Genomic DNA, 19,432 nt, shown 5'->3' with positions numbered 1-19,432 from the left:
CTCGGCCTGCTGCTGGACGGCGCGGCTCTCGGCCGTCCTGCGCACCGGGTCGGCCCGCCGGCCGGCCGCGTGCGCGGCCTCGTACTCCGCCTGCTCGGCCGTGACGGTCGAGGTGAGGCAGCGGGCGGGCACGTACAGCGTGAAGGTGCTGCCTCTGCCGGGCTCGCTGCCGGCGTGGATCTCGCCGCCGAGCCGCCGGGCGATTTCGCTGCCTGCGCCTGACCGCCGAGGCGGCCCTCGCTGCCGACCTCGCGGGCGACCCGGGTGACCTCCGCGGCGAACGCCGACAGCTGGTCGACCATCGTGTTGACGGTGTCCTTCAGCTGGAGGATCTCGCCCTTGACGTCCACGCTGATCTTGCGGCTCAGGTCGCCCTGGGCCACCGCGGTGGCCACCTGGGCGATGTCGCGCACCTGGGTGGTGAGGTTGAAGGCCATGAAGTTGACGTTGTCGGTGAGGTCCTTCCAGGTGCCGAGCACCCCATTGACCTCGGCCCGGCCGCCCAGCTGCCCCTCGGTGCCGACCTCACGCGCCACCCGCGTCACCTCGCTGGCGAACGCCGACAACTGGTCGACCATCGTGTTGACGGTCAGCTTGAGCTCCAGCAGCTCGCCGGTGGCCTCGACCGTCACCTGCCGGGTCAGGTCGCCTCTGGCCACGGCCGTGGTGACCACCGCGATGTCGCGCACCTGCGCGGTCAGCCGGGCCGCCATGGCGTTGACCGCCTCGGTCACATCGCGCCAGCTGCCCGACATGCCCTGCACCTTGGCCCGGCCGCCCAGCCGCCCCTCGGTGCCGACCTCGCGGGCGACCCGGGTCACCTCACCGGAGAACAGCGCGAGCTGGTCGACCATGCGGTTGACCGCCTTGCCCATGAGGCGCAGGCCGCCGCGCAGCGGGCGGTTGTCCTCCTACAGGTCGACCCGCTGCGACAGGTCGCCGTCGGCGACGGCGTTGAGCACCCGGGTGGCCTTGGCGGCCGGGATCACCAGCGCGTCGATCAGTGAGTTGACGGCCGTCACGTTGACCGCCCAGCTGCCCGCGCCGGGGCTCGGGGTGAGCCGCTCGTCGAGGTGCCCCTGCCTCGCCACCTCCACGCGGGTCCGGGTGAGCTCGCCGGTCAAGTGCTCGTTGCGGTCGACGACCTGGTTGAAGGCCATCGCCAGCTCGGCCAGGAAGGGATCCGAGGGCACGTCGAGCCGCGCCCGGAAGTTGCCGTCACGTAGCCGTTGGAGGGCCACGAGCAGCGGCCTGAGGTCCGCCTGTCGCAGGGTTTGGGGGGCGAGCGGGGGTTCCAACTGCGCGACCACGGCTGCCTTCTTCACAAGTGGAGGCATGAACGGCCCACAGTCTGCCACCCTGAGAGTGACCGAACTGCCACATCGAGTGATGTTCTAGGACGGATTGTGGACACGACCCGCGTGTCGAGCACGGCCTTCGACGGCACTCCGCATGCCCCGGCGGCCGCCCGGCGCTTCGTCCGCCAGGTGCTCGGCGAGTGGCGCCTGGGCCATCTGGCCGAGGACGCGGTGCTGCTGACCAGCGAGCTCGTCACCAACGCGGTGGTGCACGCGGGCACCGGCATCGAGCTGACCTGCCGCCTGGACGTGCACGCCGCACCGCCGAGGCTGGAGATCGAGGTCGACGACCACCACCCCACGCGGACCATCCCGGCGGCCGGCGCGCCGCCCGGCGACGCCATGGCCACCTCCGGGCGCGGGCTCGCGCTGGCCGGCCTGCTCGCCGACGCGTGGGGCGTCACCTATTCCGGCACCGCCAAACGGGTGTGGGTCCGCATGGAGTTCCCCGACGGGCCGGGCGCCCACGAGGTCGCGCTGGGCACCCCGGCCGCGGCGCCGGCGGCGGTCGCCGCGCCCGTGGAGACGCTGCACGTCGGCGTCATCGTGGCCGACTTCGACGGGCGCGTGTTCTCCTGGAACCCCGAGGCCGAGGCGCTGCTCGGCTGGCCGTCCGAGCAGGCCACGGGCAGGCCGCTGGCGGAGCTGGTCGCCTGGCGCGGGCACGGCTCCTACTCGCTGTCGCTGGCCGACATGCTCAACCTCGGCCGCTGGCGCGGCGAGTCCCGGATGTGCCACCGCGACGGCCGGTTGATCCCGGTCTACATCTCCCACCTGCGCACGAAGGGCCGCGCCAAGGACCGGCGGGCGATCTGGATGGTGGTGGCGGGCGGCCACAGGTACGTCCTGGCCTCCCCGCCGGCGCCGCTCAGGCGGGAGTCGGGCAGGCGCATCAAGGACCTGCTCGACCGCGACCGGCCGCTCGCCGAGGTGCTCGACACGATCGCCCAGATCGTCCACACGTCCAGCGGCGGCGACGCCTCGTACGTGCTGCTGCGCGGTGAGAGCGGCAACCAATTCGGCGTCGCGGCCGCGGCGGGCGCCACGGCGGGGCTGGTCGGGCTGGTGGCGGCCGGGCTGTTCGGCGTGGACCGCACGGTGCCCGCGGTCGTCGACGACCTGCTGGCCGGCGACGTGGCCCTGGCCGAGCAGCTGCGGGCCAGGTCGCTGGTGTGCGCGCCGCTGCGCGTGGCGGGCGAGGTGATCGGTGGTGCTTCGCGCTGGGCGACGTGTGCGGCAGCGGCCCGGAGGCGGCGGCCGTCACAGGGCTGGCCCGCCATGCCGTACGCCTGCTCGCCAAGGAGCACTACACGGTGGCCGACATCCTGCACCGGCTCAACGAGACGCTGCTGGAGGAGAACGAGGAGGGGCGTTTCCTCAGCCTGCTGTGCGGCGAGCTCACCCCGCTGCCGCAGGGCGGCGCGCTGTGCACGATCGCCTCGGCGGGACATCCGCCGCCCCTGCTGCTGCGCGCGGACGGCGAGGTGCGGGCCGTGGCCGGCCCGCAGTTGCTGCTCGGCATCGAGCACGAGGTCAGGTTCTTCGTGGAGACGTTCGAGCTGGCGCCCGGTGAGGTGCTGCTGTGCGTGACCGACGGGGTGACCGAGCGGCGCGACGGCGACCGGTTGCTCGACGACGACGACGGGCTGGCCAAGCTGCTGTCAGGTTGTACGGGGCTGAGCGCGCACGCCGTCGCGGAGCGGGTACGGCAGGCGGTCGACTCGTTCGGCCCGGAGCCGGTCGGCGACGACGTGGCCCTGCTGGTGCTCCGGGCCACGGCGACGCTGCGCGCCGGTCAGCCGGTGAACCGGTAGGTGGTGCTGGAGGTGAAGCGCTCGCCCGGACGGAGCACGGTCGACGGGAAGTCAGGGTGGTTGGGCGAGTCGGGGAAATGCTGGGTCTCCAGGCAGAACCCCGCGTGGGGGCCGTAGGGCGTGGCGGCCGGGTCGAGCATGCCGCCCGCGTAGAACTGCACGCCCGGCTCGGTGGTGGTGACCTCCATGGTGCGGCCGGTCTCGGGCTCGACCACCGTGACGCCTCCGTCGAGGACGAAGCAGTGGTCGTAGGCGCCGTCATGCCTTTCGCCGATGGCGTGCGGCGCGGTGAAGTCGAACGGTGTGCCCTTGACCGGCGCGAGCTCGCCCGTGGGGATCTTGACCGCGTCGACCGGCAGGTAGCGCTCGGCGTCGATGCGCACCACGTGGCCGAGCACGTCGCCGCGGCCGGCCAGGTTGAAGTAGGAGTGGTTGGTCAGGTTGAGCACGGTCGGCGCGTCGGTCTCGGCGGTGTAGTCGAGGCGGATCGCCTCGCCTTCGAGCGTGTAGGTGACCGAGGCGTTCAGGGTGCCCGGGTAGCCCTGGTCGCCGTCAGGGCTGGTGAGGGTGAGCGTGATGGACGAGCCGGTGACGTCGGCGACGGTCCACACCTTGCTGTCGAAGCCGTGGACACCGCCGTGGAGGCTGTTGGGGCCGTCGTTGACCGGCACCTGGTATTCGACGCCGTCGAGGGTGAAGCGGCCGCCGGCGATGCGGTTGGCGTATCTGCCGGCGACGGCTCCGAAGTAGCGGCTGCGGGTCAGGTAGTCGTCGAGCGTGTCGAGCCCGAGGACCACGTTGAGGCCGTAGACCTCCAGCGACTGGAGGACGGCGCCGTAGCTGAGCACGGCGGCCCGCAACGGTCCGGAGGACAGCTCGAAGCGCTCCACGCGCTTCCCCGACGGCATGGTTCCGAACGTCATCGAATCTCCTTGAGCGTGGAGCCCCCGCCTTCAGGCGGAGGAAGTCAAGAGTGTGCCTCTCCCGTGGATTCGCGGATGATCAGCGCGGTCTCCAGCATCGTTACCCCGGTGGCCACCTCGGAATCGACCGACTGGAGGAGCATATCGACGGCGATACGCCCGGCCGTGGCGGTCGGCATGGCGATGGTGGTCAGTTTCGGCCGGCCGAGACGCCCGGCCACGATGTCGTCGACGCCGATCACGCTGATGTCGCCGGGCACGTCCACGCCACGCTCCGCGAGCCCTTCGATGAGGCCGATGGCGACCAGGTCGTTGTAGGCGAGCACGCCGGTCGCGCCGGAGGCGATCACCTCGGCGGCGGCGGCCCGGCCGCCCTGCTCGGTCGGCGGGTTGGGGCCGAGGAAGGCGACGTCGGCCTCGTTCATCGCGGCGGCCGCCTCCTGCATCTCCTTGCTGGTCCACGACCCGCTGGGGCCGGTGACCAGGGCGAGCCGGCGGTGGCCGAGCCCGGTGAGGTGCTCGACGGCGAGCCGCGCCCCGCGCCCCACGTCCATCAGGACCGTGGCCATCCCCTTGACCCGGCGGTTGACCAGCACGAACGGCACCTCCTGGCGCAACCGCTCGATGGTCCGGTTGGTGAGGCGGGGACTGCACAGCAGCACGCCGTCGACCTGCTTGGTGAGGGTCTGGATCAGCTCTTCCTCGACCTTGGGGTCCTCGTCGGTGTCGGCCACGAACACGTGGTAGTCGCGTAGCCTGGCCTGCGCCTGGGCGGCCTTGATGAGGGGCGGGAAGAACGGGTTGGCGATGTCGGCCACGATGAGGCCGAGGTTGTGGGTGCGGCCGGTCGTCAGCGCCCGAGCCGCCCGGTTGGGCCGGTAGCCCAGGTCGTCGGCGACGGCGAGCACTCTGACCCGGGTCTCGGGGTTGACCAGGTGGGGCGCGGAGAAGGCGCGTGACACCGTGGAGACGTGCACTCCGGACACCCGGGCCACGTCGCGAATCGTCACCGCCACGCTGGGCCTCCTCCGACCATGACCTGTACTTTAGTGCAAGCGTTTGTATCGCTGTCAATCCACGATCGACCCGCCCTGCCTCGCATCCTATCCCTCTTGTGACCACTCGTCTTGCCCTGGTGACGGTCTCGCTGCTTGACGTTTTCGAAGCTCAACCTCAATACTTTTTGCAACCGGTTGCTGCATGGAGATCCCAGGAGTGGTGAAAGACCCGATGACACGAACACTGGTGACCGGCAGCGCCGGCCGACTCGGGCGCAGCGTGGTCGCCACCCTGGCGCAGGCGGGCCACGAGGTCGTCGGCGTCGACGTCGGCTCGGGCACCCCTGACGAGGCGGCCGTCACGCTGCCGGCGGACCTGACCGACCTGGGCGAGACCCACGACGTCATGGCGCGCTTCCGGCCCGACGTCGTCGTGCACCTGGCCGCGATCGCGACCCCGTTCAGCCGGACCGACGGCCTGACCTTCCGCACCAACACGCAGCTCGCCTTCAACGTGTGCGCGGCGGCGAGCAACCTCGGCGTCGGCAGGGTCGTGGTGGCCAGCAGCCCTACCGTCATCGGCTACGGCGCCCCCGGGGGCTGGAGGCCGCGCTACCTGCCGATCGACGAGGAGCACCCCACCGAGCCGTGGAACTCCTACAGCCTGTCGAAGCTCACCGCCGAGCAGACCATGGCGACGTTCGCCCGGGGCTCGGACACCCGGTTCGCGGCGGTGCGTCCGTGCTTCGTGGTGGCCCCGGAGGAGTGGGCGGGCGCGCCCACCCAGTCCGGGCACACCATGGCCGAACGGCTCGACCGGCCGGACATCGCCGGGGTGTCGCTCTTCAACTACATCGACGCCCGGGACGCCTCCGAGCTGATCGCCGTACTGGCCGAGCGGCTCTTCGAGCTGCCCAGCGGCGAGGTGTTCTTCGCCGGCGCGGCGGACGCGCTGGCCCGCGAGCCCCTGGCGGAGCTGCTTCCCGCGGTCAACCCGGCGACCGCCGCGACCGCCGGGCGGCTGACCGGCACCTCCCCCGCCTTCACCTCGGCCAAGGCCGAACGGATGCTCGGCTGGACCGCCAAGCGCAGCTGGCGCAGCGAACTGGAGATCAGATGAACCTCAGCGGAATCCTCTTCTTCCCCATCACCCCCTTCGACACGGACGGCGAGCTGGCCGAGAAGGTGCTGGCCGAACATCTCCGGCGAGGGCTCGAACACGGCCCCGGCGGCGTGTTCGCGGCCTGCGGCACGGGTGAGTTCGCCGCCCTGTCGGAGTCGGAGCACGCGGCCGTGGTACGGGTGGCGGTCGAGACGACGCGAGGGCGGGTGCCGGTGTTCGCGGGCGCGGGCGGATCGTTCGGGACGGCGCTCCGGCAGGCGAGAGCCGCTCGCGAGGCCGGGGCCGACGGGCTGCTGCTCATGCCGCCGTATCTGTCGACGGGCCCCGAGGCCGGGTTCGCCGCCTATGTGCGGGCGGTCGCGGAGATCCTGCCGCTCATCGTCTACCAGCGCGGGGCGGTGGTGCTCTCGCCCGAGCGGGTGGTGGAGCTGGCCCGGATCCCGGGCGTGATCGGCCTGAAGGACGGCCTGGGCGACATCGACCTGATCCAGCGCACCGTGCTGGCCGTGCGCCGCGAGGTCGGCGACGGTTTCCGGTTCTTCAACGGGCTGCCGACGGCCGAGCTGACCATGGGGGCCTACCGCGGCATCGGGGTGGAGCTCTACTCCTCCGCCGTCTTCGCCTTCGCGCCGGAGATCGCCACCGCCTTCCGCGACGGCGCCGCCCACCTGCTCACCGAGTTCTACGAGCCACTGGTACGGCTGCGCTCGAAGGTCCCCGGCTACGCGGTGTCCCTGGTCAAGGCCGGGGTGCGGCTGGGCGGCCTGGACGCCGGGCCGGTGCGGCCGCCGCTCGTGGATCCCACGCCCGAGCACGTGGCCGAGCTGGAAACGCTGATCGCGCACGGGCGGGCGCTGGCGGGTGCCCGTGATTCGTGACCTCACGGTACGGTCGCGCACCGCCGCGCTGCCCCGCCCGTGGGGGCCCGACGTGCCCGCCAACCACGTCCTGGTCGTCGAGGTGACCCTGGACGACGGCCGGACGGGCACCGGGTTCTCCTGGACGCCGCAGATCGGGGCGCGGGCCGTACACGCACTGCTGGAACACGACATCCGGCAGGCCGTCATCGGCCTCGACCCGCACCCGGAGGTGGTGTGGGACCGGCTCTGGCGGCACCTGCGTGAGGCCGGGCCCGGCGGCATCACCACGATCGCGCTGGCCGGAGTCGATCTCGCCTTGTGGGATCTGCGCTGCGGCGAACGCGGGCTGGTCGACGTGCTGGGCAGGCGCAGGGACAGCGTGCCGGTATACGGGAGCGGGGTGAACCTGCACTACTCGCTGGAGGAGCTGGTCGCGCAGGCCGGGCGGTGGAAGGCGGCCGGCTACCCGGCGGTCAAGATCAAGGTGGGCCGGCCGGACCTGCGCGAGGACGTCGAGCGGGTGGCGGCGGTCCGCGAGGTGATCGGGCCGGAGACGCTGCTGATGATCGACGCCAACCAGCGCTGGGACCTGCACCGCGCCCGCCGCGCCGCCGAGGCCCTCGCCCCGTACGACCCGCACTGGCTGGAGGAGCCGCTGCCCGCCGACGACGTCGCCGCGCACGTCGAGCTGCGGCGGGCGACCGGCGTGCCCCTCGCGGTCGGCGAGAACGTCTACACCGTCTACGGCTTCCGCGACCTGCTGGTGGCGGGCGCGTGCGACGTGGTGCAACCCAACGTGGTCAGGGTGGGCGGGATCACCCCGTTCCTGCGCATCGCCGAGCTGGCCCGGGCCTTCGACGTGCCGGTCTACCCGCACCTGTTGCCCGACCTTTCCGGGCAGCTGGCGCTGGCGCTGCCGCTGCCGTGCCTGGCCGAGGAGGTGGAGGACGCCTCGTTCGCGGCCCTCGGCCTGCTGGCCGAGCCGTACCCCGTCCAGGTCCGCGGCGCGGAGCTGCGGGCCGGAGAGCACCGGGGCCTCGGGCTCCGCTGGATTGACAAGGAGTGACGAGCGGTGGCGACAAGAGAGGTGACGATGCGCGTCGTGCTGGCCGGGGCCCACGGCTACGGCTCCCACTACCTGGACCGGCTGCGGCGGCTGGCCCCCGACGTCGAGCTCGCCGGGATCTGCGACGTCCGGCCGGTCGACCCCGCGTCGCTGGCCGGGCTCGGCGCGCCGGAGTTCTCCGCCGACCTGGCCGGCCTGGTCGAACGGACCGGCGCGCGGATCGCGATCCTCGCCACCCCGATCCCGACGCACGCCGGGCTCACGCTGGCCGCGCTCGAAGCGGGCGCGCACGTGCTGGTGGAGAAGCCGACGGCGGCCACGCTGGCCGACTTCGACCGGATGGAACAGGCCGCGGCCAAGGCCGGGCTCGCCTGTCAGGTGGGGTTCCAGAGCCTCGGCTCGGCGGCCGTCCCGGCGGTGCGCGAGCTGGTCGCGAACGGCGCGATCGGCCGGGTCACCGGCATCGGGGTGGCCGGCTCGTGGCCGCGGCCGGCCTCCTACTTCACCCGGAGCGCCTGGTCGGGCCGGCGCCGGCTGGACGGCGCCGACGTCGTGGACGGCGCGCTCACCAACCCGTTCGCGCACGCCCTGGCCACCGCGCTGGCCGTGGCGGGAGCCGAGGACCGGGACGCCATCGCGTCGGTGGAGGCCGAGCTGTTCCACGCCAACGCCATCGAGTCGGACGACACCTCGGCCGTCCGGGTCATGACGGCCGGCGGCCTGCCGATCGTGGCCGCCGTGACCCTCTGCGCGGCCGAGCGGGACGAGCCGTACGTGCTGGTCCACGGTGAGCGGGGGCGGATCAGGCTCACATACACGATGGACGAGGTCCAGGTGGACGACGGGCCGGTGCGCCGCTACGACCGGACCGACCTGCTGGAGAACCTGGTCGAGCACGTCCGCTCGGGCGCCGATCTGCTCGTGCCGATCCAGCGGACGGGCGGGTTCATGCGGGTCATGGAGGCCATCAGGCTGGCGCCCGACCCGCTGCCGATCGCCGAGGATCACCAGGACCGCTCCGGCGACGGACCCGTGCTGCCCGGCATCGCGGGCGTCGTCGGCGCCTGCGCCGACCGGCTGGCGCTCTTCTCCGAGCTCGGGCTGAGCTGGGCCGTGCCGCTCGCCGTCTCGGGCGCGGTCGTCGCGGAGTACGTCACCCGCCCGGAGCTGCCGCTCACCGCCGCGCCCCGCCCCTACCTGCATCCCGTACGGACCCTCGGCGGCGTCGTGGTCACCGAGGAGCGGCCCGAGGACCATCCGCACCACCTCGGCGCGGGCGTCGCCGTGACCGACCTGGGCGGCCGTAACTTCTGGGGCGGTCGCACGTACGTCCGCGATCAGGGCCCCACCTGGCTCGACGACCACGGCGTACAGCGGCACGTGTCGTTCGCCGGGCGTGACGCCACGGGGTTCACCGAGACGCTGCTGTGGGAGCGGCCGGGCGAGGAACCACTCGTGCGGGAGGAACGGACCGTCCGGGCCGCGCCGCTGTCGCGGGGCTGGGCGCTGCGGTTCTCCTTCACCCTGCGCAACCTCACCGGCCGGCCGCTGACGGTGCGGAGCTCGGCGACCAAGGGCCGGGCCGGCGCCGGATACGGCGGCTTCTTCTGGCGCGCGCCCTTAGAGTCCCGCCGGGTGCGCGTGTTCACCGCCTCGGCCGAGGGCGAGTCCCGCGTCCACGGTTCCCGCGCGCCCTGGCTGGCGCTGGCGTCCGACGACTGGACGCTGGTCTTCGCCCAGGACTCGGACGATCCGTGGTTCGTCCGGGTCGCCGAGTATCCAGGGGTCGGCACCGCGCTGGCCTGGGACACGCCCCTGGAGTTCGGGGCCGAACTGTCCCGCGGCGTCGCCGTGGCGGTGGCCGACGGCCGCCTGTCCGCCGAGCAGGCCGCGGCCCTGGCCGCCGAGCTCTGACCGCACGGCTCACGGCCCGGTCAGCCGGGCGCCCGAGCGGCTCACGGCCCGGTCAGGCCGGCGCCCACACGGCTCATGCGCCGACCGGGCAAGTGCCCGCGCGGCTCACGGGCCGGTCAGGCGGGTGCCGTCGGCGGTGAGGCGGACGGGGCGGCCGGTGGCGGCCGAGCGGTTGGCGGCGACGCCGACCAGGACGCTCCGGATACCGTCGCGGTAGCCGGCCGGGCGGCCGAGAGGGTCGTCGCCGGGACCGCGGAAGACGTCGTCGAGCAGGAGCCGGTCGCCACCCCCGTGGCCGCCGGCCCCCTGCTCGATCGGCACCTCTTCCGGCTCGTGCCAGTGACGGTGCAGGGTGAGCCGCTCCCAGGCCCCGGTCACGTGCTCCTTGCCCGCGGCGCTCGGGTCCACGGCGGCCTGCGGCGGGGTCCAGGGCCGCTCGCACACCTCCAGCTCGACGCGTCCCTCGGTGCCGTTGAAGACGGCGCGGTAGCCCTCGGACGGCGCGTGCGCGGTGAGCGAGTAGGTGAGCATGGCCCGGTTCGCGTAACGGACCAGGACCGCCATCGTGTCGTCGATCGTCACGCCGGGGCCGAAGACGTCCTGGTCGCGGAGGTAGCCGTCCTCGTGCTCGGCGTCCAGGTAGAGCCGCTTCAACCGGTCGTCGGCGGAGATGTCCAGGATGAACGGGTCCGTACCGAGCCCCGGCGCGCCCTGGCCCCGTGCCGGGCGCGGCCCCCGGGGCAGCGCCTGGCCGTAGAAGCGCAGCTCGGTCTGCGCGAAGACCAGCTCCGGCGCCGCGCCGAGCCACCAGTTGACCAGGTCGAAGTGGTGGGTGGACTTGTGCACCAGCAGCCCGCCCGAGTTGGCGCGGTCGCGGTGCCAGCGCCGGAAGTAGTCGGCGCCGTGGATGGTGTCGAGCCGCCACTCGAAGTGCGCGGACGTGACGTCGCCGATCGCCCCGTCGCCGAGCAGCCGCTTCACCGCCGAGTTTCGCGGCGAGTAGCGGTAGTTGAACGTCACGACCAGCCGGCCCGTGGCGCGCTCGGCCGCCTCGGCGATGGCCGCGCAGCTCTCGGCGTCGACGGTCAGCGGCTTCTCCACGATGACGTCCAGCCCCGCGTCCAGCGCCGCGCACACGTAGCGGGCGTGCGTGGCGTCGACCGTGCAGACCACGACGGCGTCGGCCGTCTCCAGCAGCTTGCCGTAGTCGTGCGGCGCGAAGCACGGCACCGGGCGGCCGACACGTTCGACGTAGTAGTCCATGCGGGTCTGGTTGGTGTCACAGAAGGCGACGATCGTCCCGGTGTCGCGCCAGTCGCCCAGCAGCGCGTCGACGTACATCTGGGCACGGTGGCCGAGCCCGACGAAGGCGTACCTGGTGCTCAACTGCTCTCCCCGAGTCCGGGATGGCGGCCGGGAGCCGTACGGGCCCCCGGCCGTGCGGAGGTGGTCAGCCCGCGATGGCCGCGTTCGCCTCCGACAGGAACTTCTCGGCGGCCTGGTCCGGTGTCGCCTTGCCGAAGAGGAGCTCCTCGGTGTTGCGCTTCAGGATGTCCTCCATCTGGAGCGCGCCCTTCGGCGGGGCGACGACCGGGCTCAGCTCGCTCTTGACCTGGTCGACGAAGATCAGCGTCTTCTGGTCGACGGGCGGCAGCTTGTCCTTCACCGCGGCGAGCACCTTGGCGTTGGTCGGCAGGCCGCGGTCGCTCAGCAGGATTCCGGCCGCGTCGGGGTCGTTGACCAGGAAGTCGATCAGCTTGGCGGCCTCGGCCGGGTGCTCGGTCTTGGCCGAGGCGGTGTAGAACATGGCCGGCTGCAGGAACATCCCGCTGGTGCTCGCGCCCTCCGCCTTGGGCATCCGCAGCAGGGTGAGCTCCTGGCCCGACGACTTGGACAGGGCGTTGAGCTGGTTGCTCCACCACATGCCCATCGCGCCGGCGTTGGTGCCGAGCAGCGACTGCTCCGGGCCGGTCGCGCCGATCTCGGCGCTCTTGGCGGCGTCGGGCGAGCCCTTGGTCTCAATGAGCCGCTGGTGGATGGACCACCAGGCCTTCAACGTCTCGGCCGAGACGCCCATCTTGGTGCCGTCGTACATCTTCTCGCCGCGCTGGGCGGCGAAGATCTGCAGCCAGGCCGGGTTGGGGTTGTACTCGGCGCCGGTCACGCCCCCCGCGCCGGAGATGTCCTTCGCCAGGCCGATCCACTGGTCCCAGGTCCAGGCGGTGTCGTCGGGCAGCTTCTGCTTCGCCTTCTCCAGCACCGAGGGATTGGCGATCATGGAGAACGCGTTGACGCCGGTGGGGATGGCGTACTGCTTGCCCTCGATCTGCCCGCTGGTGAGAACCTGCTGGTCGAGGTCGGCGGCGGGCACCTTGCCCGACAGGTCGGCCAGCGCGCCACGGCCCGCGTACTCGCTCAGGCCGCGGATCTCGATGCTCATGACGTCAGGGGCGTCGTTCGCGGCGACCTTGGTGGCGATCTTCTCGTAGTAGCTGTCCCAGTTGGAGAAGTCGCCCTCGACGTCGATCGTCGGGTTCTTCTCCTCGAACTTCTGAATGACCTGGTCGGTGAGCTTCTGCCGGGCGTCGCTGCCCCAGTAGGCGAACGTGATCCGGACCTTGTCACCGCCCGCGGCCTCGCCACCGCCGTCGCCGCCGCAGGCGCCGGCCCCGGTCATCAGCACGGCCGAGACGACGGCGGCCGTCCACATCTTCTTGCGAGAGCTGGGATTCACAGCTCTACCTCCTCTAGGAGAGTTGGGGGGTGCAGAGGATCACTTGAGACCGGTGGTCGCCATGCCACGGATCAGGTACTTCTGCCCGGCCAGGAAGAACCCGAAGATCGGCCCGAGCGAGACGATGGACATCGCGAACATCGGCCCCCACGACGACTCCCCGCTCGAGTCCAGGAACTGGCGCAGGGCGACGGCCACCGTGAGGTTGTCGCTGTTGGTCAGGTAGAGGTTCTGGCTGAAGAAGTCGTTCCAGGTCCAGATGAAGGTGAAGATGCCGGTCGTCGCGAGCGCCGGCGTGCACAGCGGGATGATGACCTGCAGGAAGATCCGCCAGTAGCCGGCGCCGTCGATGGCGGCGGCCTCGTCCAGCTCCCTCGGCAGGGTGCGGATGAACTGCACCATCAGGAAGATGAAGAACGCGTCCGTGGCCAGGAACTTGGGCACGATCAGCGGCCAGATCGTGTTGATCCAGTCGAGCTCGGCGAAGACGATGTACTGCGGCACGACCGTGACGTGATGCGGCAGCATGATCGAGCCGAGCATGAGCGCGAACCAGAGCTTCTTCAGCGGGAAGTCCAGCCGGGCGAACGCGTAGGCGGCCAGCGAGCAGGCGACCAGGTTGGCCACCACGCACAGGCCGGTGATGACGGCGGAGTTCCAGAGGTAGTAGCCGAAGGTGTGCTTGAGCGCGGTCCAGCCGTCGCTGTAGTTGTCCAGCGTGACCTCACGCGGCCACAGACCCGGCTCCCGGAAGATGAGCTCCTCCGGTTTCAGCGAGCTGGACACCATCCAGAACAACGGATAGAGCATGATCAGGCCGAAGCCGATCAGCAGGAGGTGCTTGAGCAACCGGCCGCCCCGCGGTAACGGGCGGAACAGGAGCGGGGCCGCCTTACTTCGTGTCGCCATAGAAGACCCAATACTTCGACGCGATGAAGTTCACGCCGGTCAACCCGGCGATGATGAGCAGAAGGACCCACGCCATGGCGGCCGCGTAGCCCATCTCGTAGCTTTTGAAGCCCTTCAGGTAGAGATAGAGCGTGTAGAAGAGCGTGGAGTCGACCGGCCCTCCGAAGCCGCCGCTGACGATGAACGACTGGGTGAACGACTGGAACGACTTGATCACTTCGAGCACGAGATTGAAGAAGATGATCGGGGTCAGCAGGGGCAGCGTGATCGACCAGAACTGACGGAGCTTGCTGGCTCCGTCGACCGCCGCGGCCTCGTAGTAGTTCTGCGGGATCTGCCGCAGCCCGGCCAGGAAGATCACCATGGGCGCCCCGAACGTCCACACGTGCAGGATGATCAGCGTGCCGAGCGCGGTGTCTGGGTCTGACACCCAGCCGGTGCCCTCGACGCCGAACAACCCCAGCACCGAGTTGACCAGGCCATCGGTGCCGAAGATCTTGCGCCACAGGATGGCGATGGCGACGCTGCCGCCGAGCAGCGAGGGCAGGTAGTAGATCGAGCGGTAGAACGACAGCCCGCGCAGCCCCCGGTCCAGCGCCAGAGCCAGCGCCAGGGCGAAGGCCAGCTGGAGCGGCACCGACACGACCACGTAGATCGTGGTCACCTTCAGCGAGGCGAGGAACCGATCGTCCCCGGTGAACATCGTGTCGTAGTTGTCCAGCCCGACCCACTTCGCCTCCTCCAGCAGGCTGTAGTCGGTGAACGACAGGTACAGCGAGGCCAGGATCGGGCCGACGGTGATCACGAACAGGCCGATGAACCAGGGCGCGAGGAAGACATAGGCGGTGCGCGCCTCGCGCCTCTTGTGAACGTTCACCTGTCTGGCGCGGCGCCGCCTTCCGGGCGGTTGCGCGGATGGCGGCTGGGCCACGGGCGCGCGTTCCGGCGTTACGGAGACTGAGTCGGACATGGATGCAGACATCCCTCATTCCAGGGCCTGCCCGGCACGGCGGGATCGGATAGCGCCTTCCTATAGGGGACGCGAAAGTTTCGTCAACCCTTTGCAGGCGTTACAAACCCGTAACCGATATATCGCCAACGTAGAAAAGCCTGGTCAGAGAGGCACAACAGCCAGCGCGGCCCGGTTAACGTTTTCGCTCTTGGTTAGATGTCCTACAACCGGTTGCACACTGGGAGCGCGGCCACCGGCAAGGCGCGAGCCTCGCCGGGGTGCCGGTACTACCAGCTGCCGCCCAGTTCGTTGAGCGTGAACACCCCGCCCGCGCGGTGGTGCACGGGCGCGTCCGGATCGGGCTCCCCGTGCTCGGCGAGCAGCGGTCCCGCGTACGCCTCGGAGTCGTCCTCGGAGACGTACCCGATGGCCCGTGCCTCCTCCAGCGACCACCAGCGGCGTGTGTTGTCCGAAACGCCCCACACGATGTGGTGGCCGGGCGCGGTCAGCGCCGCCTCCAGCAGCCGGGCCAGGTCACCGGGCGAGATCCAGGTCGCCAGGCCGCGTGTGTCGGACGGGGCCTCGTCACAGGTGCCGAGCCGGATCACGGTCACGTTCATGCCGAACCGGTCGTGGTAGAGGCTGCCCAGCGCCTCCATCACCACCTTGCTCACGCCGTAGAAGGTGTCGGGACGCGGGAAGGCGTAGTCGGGCAGTTCGCCACCCGAGGCGGGCCGGGCCTGGAAGCCGGCCGCGTGGTGGCTGCCCATCATCACCACCTGCCGCACGCCTTCACGGCGGGCCGCCTCCAGCAGCACGTGGGTGCCGTCCATGTTGGCGCGGACGATGTCGGCCCACGGATGCTCCCTGCTCTGGCCGCCCATATGGATCACGGCGTCCACGTCCTTCATCGCCTCGCTCATGGCGGCCTCATCGGCGAGGTCGGCCGTCACGGCCTCCTCTCCGGGGCCGGGCTCCAGCGGCAGCAGGTCCGACAGGCGGATCGTGCGGCCCGCACGGGCGAGGCGGGGGCGGAGCAGGGTTCCGACCTTTCCGGCGGCACCGGTCATCAGAATGCGCATGCTCCTTGTGTACACAGGTCTGGCCCATATTCACATTCTTGAATATTGACCGTGCAACGCGTGACTAGCTACGTTTGCTTAAGCAAGTCCCACATTCTCGACATATGTCCACATATATGGACAGGAGGCGGTCTGAGGCACATCACCTGCTCGAAGTCGCGAAGCGTCGACCTAGCGGCTGCGACACCTGTTTCCGTCGAGCATCACCGTCCTGGCCGCGTCCTGAGCGTCATCCTAGGTGCGGCCTGACCAGCGTCGTCATCGGACGGTAGACGTCCATGTATCTGGACGGCATCCCGTATCCTGACATGTCGGAGTCGTCGTCGAGATGGGACGAGCATGGAGCCGCAGCTGGTCAAGTCCGCCGAGCGGACCGTACGCATCCTGGAAGCCCTCGCCACCTCCCCCGAGACCCTGACCCTGTCGGAGCTCCAGCAGCGCACCGGCTTTCCCCGCAGCAGCCTGCACGCCCTGATGCGCACGCTGGTCGAGCTCCACTGGGTGGAGACCGACAAGGCCAGAGGCGCGTTCGGCATCGGCCCGCACGCCCTGCTGACCGGCACGGCCTACCTCGACAAGGATCCGGCGCTGCCGTTCGCCCAGCAGACCCTGGAGGACCTCCGTGCCGAGGCCGGGCAGACCGCCCACTTCGCCCGCCGAGACGACGCGCACGTCCTCTACCTGGCCACCCGCGAGTCGCGTGAGGCGCACCACGTGATCCCCCGGGTGGGTCGCCGGCTGCCCGCCCATGTGACGGCGCTCGGACAGGTGCTGCTCGCCCAGCTCACCGACGACGAGGTCGCCGCGCTGGTGCCCGACCCGATGCCGGCCATGACCGAGCACACGATCACCGACCTGGCCAAGCTGACCGGGGAGCTCGACCAGGTTCGCACCCGAGGCTGGGCCTGCGAACGTGAGCAGGGCACCCCCGGCGTGGCCTGCGTGGCGGTCGCCGTCGACTACCGCATCCCCGCCACGGACGCGATCAGCTGCTCGATGCCGGCGAGCCTGCGACCCGCCGAGGTCGAGAAGATCACCGACGCGGTCATCCAGCACACCCGCAAGCTGGCCGCCACTCTCAGACGGGAGGGCATCCGCTAGAAAGGACTGTTCACGCGGCTAGATGGTGCTCTGTTCTTCCCGGTGACTCCCTTCGGCGCCGACGGGCTTGCACCTCTTCGGCGCCGGCGGACTTGCACCTACTGAAGGGTCGCCCGAACGATGGCGCCGACTTCGGGCCCGGCCTGGATGACCACGGCGCCGTCCGACGCCCAGATGCCCGAACGGCCGGCGGCCCGTGAGAATCCGCCGCCGGTCGAGCCGGCGAAACTGGCCACCGCCACCCAGACCCGATGATCGGTGGCGATCCGGCGGGCACGCTCGTCCTGAACCGCCGACTCCTCTGCGGTCTTCAGGGTCCCCGCGACATAGGCGTCGATGCCCAGGGCGGCGAGGTCGGCCGCGTGCTCCGGGACACCGGTGTCCTTGCAGACGGCGAGCCCCAGCCGCCAGCCGTCGACCTGGAGCACGGCCGGCTTGTCGCCTGCGGTGAACCGTTCGGCCTCCTCCGTGCCCAACCACATCTTCCGGTACGCCAGGCTCGCCCTGCCACCGTCGACGGCCAGGATCGCGATGTACGCCCGGCCCGCCTCGCCGCCCACCGGAGCCCCCACCAGCGCCAGGGACCCCGTCTCGGCGCAGGCCTCGATGAGGGGCGCCAGTCGCGGATCATCGGCCGAGATCGCGGGAGCGTCCAGCTCGTACCCCGTCAGCGACAGCTCGGGAAAGACCACCACCCTGGCCTCGGCGGCCCTGACCGCCTCGGCGTGCGTGACCGCGTTCGCGGCCACGTCGTAGGGCAGGCACGACGGCTGGACAACGGCCACGACGAGCGGCTCACGCATGCGTAACTCCCCCGGCAGGTGCACTGAACTCTCATATTAAATCGGCCCTTATACCGCGATCTCACCATTCATCCGTATCTCGGCGCCATCGCCCCACGGTCACGTGAGCCTGGGCGCGTCACATCTGGGTTGACGGCGTACCAGATGGCAGGATCCGGCCTATGCCGTACTTCCCGAATCATCCTCTGGAGCCGGGCCCCGACGAGACACGCAAGATGGGCGAGGCCGTCCTGGACCTCGTGGCGGACTTCATCCGCGACCTGCCCACCATGCCCGCCTTCGACCTCAATGGCGCGCAGCGACTCGCCACGAACCTCCGCGAACGGGCTCCCGAACACGGCACTCCTCTGCCCGTTCTCCTCCAGACGGTCGCCGAAGCGGCCACCAGGGGCGCCACCAGCGCGGGCCCCGGCTATCTCGCCTACATCCCGGGCGGTGGTCTCTATTCGGCCGCGCTCGCCGACTTCCTGGCGTCCGCGCTCAACAAGTACGTGTCCGTGTGGAACCTCGCACCCGTCTGCGCCCAACTCGAATGGACGGCGATCCGCTGGCTGTGCGACCTGTTCGGCTATCCGGAGCAGGCCCGCGGCATCCTCACCAGCGGCGGCTCGCTCGCCAACTTCTCGGCCATCGTCACCGCCCGCGCCACGCACCTGGGCGAGGACTTCCTCGACGGAGTCCTCTACGTGACCGATCAGACACACGCCTCCTCGGCCAAGGCCGCCATGCTGGCGGGCATCCCCCAGCGGAACGTACGGACCGTGCCCACTCAGGACACCCTCGCCATGGACCCGCACGCCCTCACCCGGCTCATCGAGGAGGACCGCGGGGCCGGACTGCGCCCCTTCCTGGTGGTCGCCAGCGCCGGCACGACGAACACCGGGGCCATCGACCCCCTCCACGACCTGGCCACGATCGCCCGCGCGGAGCGCCTGTGGCTGCACGTGGACGCCGCCTACGGAGGACCGTTCCAGCTCACCGTCCGCGGGCGGGACCTGCTCTCCGGCATCGAACGGGCCGACTCCATCACACTCGACCCGCACAAGGCGATGTTCCTGCCGTACGGCACCGGCGCGCTCATCGTCCGTGACGGCGCCCTGCTGCGGGAGGCGCACCATCTGTCCGCCGACTACCTGCAGGACCTCGGCGCGGAGGACGAGATCCCGAACTTCTCCGAATACTCCCCCGAACTGACCCGCGACTTCCGCGGCCTCCGTCTCTGGCTGCCCATCAAGCTGCACGGCCTGGCCGCCTTCCGGGAAGCCCTGGACGAGAAACTCGACCTGGCCCGGTACGCGTACGACTCGCTGCGCGAGGCCGGCTTCGAGGCGCCCTGGGAGCCCCGGCTGACCACGGTCGCGTTCCGCTGGATCCCGGAACCAGGCGACGCCGACGCGTTCAACGCCGCACTGCTGAAGCAGGTCAACGACGGCGGCCGTGTCTTCCTGTCGAGCACGCTCATCGACGGCACCTACATGCTGCGGATCAGCGTGGTCAGCTTCCGCACCCACCGTGACCGCGTGGACGAGGCCCTGCACGCGATCCGCATCGCCCGCGACACCCTGACACGGTGACACCCTGACACGGCGACACGGTGGCACGGTGGCACGGTGGCACGGCGACACGGTGGCACGGCGACACGGTGGCACCCTGACACGGCGACACGGTGACACGCTGACACGGCGACACCTGACCACGATGACCACGCTCCTCCCTCGCGACGCCTTCCTCAGACCTCAGAACCCCCCTCGGTCCTGCGAACCTGACTACGAGGTGCACCACGAACGGGCTGTGC

The 19,432-nt window shown here is 70.8% G+C and carries 15 protein-coding genes and 2 pseudogenes; 8 read left to right on the top strand and 9 right to left on the bottom strand.

The annotated features are described in order from the left end of the window. Positions 1-212 precede the first annotated feature (212 nt). A pseudogene (locus tag AB0I38_RS06145) lies at positions 213-1,337 on the bottom strand (HAMP domain-containing protein); the annotation flags it as partial. Positions 1,338-1,406: 69 nt separating this feature from the next. Between AB0I38_RS06145 and AB0I38_RS06140 the strand changes: the two are divergent. Beyond that, a pseudogene (locus AB0I38_RS06140) lies at positions 1,407-2,171 on the top strand (ATP-binding protein); the annotation flags it as partial. Positions 2,172-2,530: 359 nt separating this feature from the next. Then, positions 2,531-3,172, top strand: a complete 642-nt coding sequence (locus tag AB0I38_RS06135; protein ID WP_358462728.1) for a PP2C family protein-serine/threonine phosphatase — start codon at positions 2,531-2,533, stop codon at positions 3,170-3,172. Here the strand turns inward: AB0I38_RS06135 and AB0I38_RS06130 are convergent. Both AB0I38_RS06130 and AB0I38_RS06125 read right to left on the bottom strand, forming a co-directional pair. Continuing rightward, positions 3,154-4,095 carry an aldose epimerase family protein gene (locus AB0I38_RS06130; RefSeq protein ID WP_358462725.1) on the bottom strand — a complete coding sequence of 314 codons (942 nt, stop codon included), beginning with the start codon at positions 4,093-4,095 and terminating at the stop codon, positions 3,154-3,156. The genes AB0I38_RS06135 and AB0I38_RS06130 overlap by 19 nt on opposite strands. Before the next feature lie 44 nt (positions 4,096-4,139). After that, a complete protein-coding gene (locus tag AB0I38_RS06125; protein ID WP_358462722.1) occupies positions 4,140-5,111 on the bottom strand; it encodes a LacI family DNA-binding transcriptional regulator in 972 nt (323 codons plus the stop codon). Positions 5,112-5,325: 214 nt separating this feature from the next. On the opposite strand from AB0I38_RS06125, the gene AB0I38_RS06120 reads away from it, so the two are divergent. From AB0I38_RS06120 to AB0I38_RS06105, 4 genes are read left to right on the top strand one after another with little or no spacing between them, the layout of a single operon-like run. Then, positions 5,326-6,213: an NAD-dependent epimerase/dehydratase family protein gene (locus AB0I38_RS06120; protein WP_358462720.1), complete on the top strand. Its 888-nt coding sequence runs from the start codon at positions 5,326-5,328 to the stop codon at positions 6,211-6,213. Beyond that, the gene (locus AB0I38_RS06115) at positions 6,210-7,094 is read left to right on the top strand and encodes a 5-dehydro-4-deoxyglucarate dehydratase (protein ID WP_358462717.1); all 885 of its coding nucleotides are present in this window, start codon (positions 6,210-6,212) and stop codon (positions 7,092-7,094) included. Before AB0I38_RS06120 ends, AB0I38_RS06115 begins: the two co-directional genes overlap by 4 nt. Continuing rightward, positions 7,087-8,142 carry a mandelate racemase/muconate lactonizing enzyme family protein gene (locus AB0I38_RS06110; RefSeq protein WP_436838724.1) on the top strand — a complete coding sequence of 352 codons (1,056 nt, stop codon included), beginning with the start codon at positions 7,087-7,089 and terminating at the stop codon, positions 8,140-8,142. Before AB0I38_RS06115 ends, AB0I38_RS06110 begins: the two co-directional genes overlap by 8 nt. A gap of 6 nt (positions 8,143-8,148) precedes the next feature. Beyond that, complete coding sequence (locus tag AB0I38_RS06105) at positions 8,149-10,056, top strand: DUF6807 family protein (protein ID WP_358462711.1); 1,908 nt, start codon at positions 8,149-8,151, stop codon at positions 10,054-10,056. Positions 10,057-10,161: 105 nt separating this feature from the next. Here AB0I38_RS06105 and AB0I38_RS06100 read toward each other — a convergent pair whose 3' ends face one another. From AB0I38_RS06100 to AB0I38_RS06080, 5 genes are all read right to left on the bottom strand, one after another. After that, positions 10,162-11,442: a Gfo/Idh/MocA family protein gene (locus tag AB0I38_RS06100; RefSeq protein WP_358462708.1), complete on the bottom strand. Its 1,281-nt coding sequence runs from the start codon at positions 11,440-11,442 to the stop codon at positions 10,162-10,164. Between the two features lie 64 nt (positions 11,443-11,506). Further along, entirely contained in the window at positions 11,507-12,790 is a 1,284-nt protein-coding gene (locus AB0I38_RS06095) for an ABC transporter substrate-binding protein (RefSeq protein WP_358462705.1), read from the bottom strand. Positions 12,791-12,829: 39 nt separating this feature from the next. Next, complete coding sequence (locus AB0I38_RS06090) at positions 12,830-13,699, bottom strand: carbohydrate ABC transporter permease (RefSeq protein WP_358462702.1); 870 nt, start codon at positions 13,697-13,699, stop codon at positions 12,830-12,832. After that, entirely contained in the window at positions 13,683-14,669 is a 987-nt protein-coding gene (locus AB0I38_RS06085; RefSeq protein WP_436838722.1) for a carbohydrate ABC transporter permease, read from the bottom strand. The genes AB0I38_RS06090 and AB0I38_RS06085 overlap by 17 nt, the downstream gene beginning before the upstream one ends. 269 nt (positions 14,670-14,938) lie before the next feature. Further along, entirely contained in the window at positions 14,939-15,733 is a 795-nt protein-coding gene (locus AB0I38_RS06080) for an NAD-dependent epimerase/dehydratase family protein (RefSeq protein ID WP_358462696.1), read from the bottom strand. Between the two features lie 339 nt (positions 15,734-16,072). Here AB0I38_RS06080 and AB0I38_RS06075 point away from each other — a divergent pair, with 339 nt between their 5' ends. Then, positions 16,073-16,834 carry an IclR family transcriptional regulator gene (locus tag AB0I38_RS06075; RefSeq protein WP_358462694.1) on the top strand — a complete coding sequence of 254 codons (762 nt, stop codon included), beginning with the start codon at positions 16,073-16,075 and terminating at the stop codon, positions 16,832-16,834. A 98-nt stretch (positions 16,835-16,932) separates the two neighbouring features. Here AB0I38_RS06075 and AB0I38_RS06070 read toward each other — a convergent pair whose 3' ends face one another. Next, the gene (locus tag AB0I38_RS06070) at positions 16,933-17,637 is read right to left on the bottom strand and encodes a carbon-nitrogen hydrolase family protein (protein ID WP_358462691.1); all 705 of its coding nucleotides are present in this window, start codon (positions 17,635-17,637) and stop codon (positions 16,933-16,935) included. A 161-nt stretch (positions 17,638-17,798) separates the two neighbouring features. Here AB0I38_RS06070 and AB0I38_RS06065 point away from each other — a divergent pair, with 161 nt between their 5' ends. Continuing rightward, positions 17,799-19,211 carry a pyridoxal phosphate-dependent decarboxylase family protein gene (locus AB0I38_RS06065; protein WP_358462688.1) on the top strand — a complete coding sequence of 471 codons (1,413 nt, stop codon included), beginning with the start codon at positions 17,799-17,801 and terminating at the stop codon, positions 19,209-19,211. Positions 19,212-19,432 lie beyond the last annotated feature (221 nt).

This window comes from Nonomuraea cavernae, from assembly GCF_040655715.1.
Taxonomy (GTDB): domain Bacteria; phylum Actinomycetota; class Actinomycetes; order Streptosporangiales; family Streptosporangiaceae; genus Nonomuraea; species Nonomuraea cavernae_A.
This window is presented reverse-complemented; position numbering and strand designations above follow the sequence as displayed.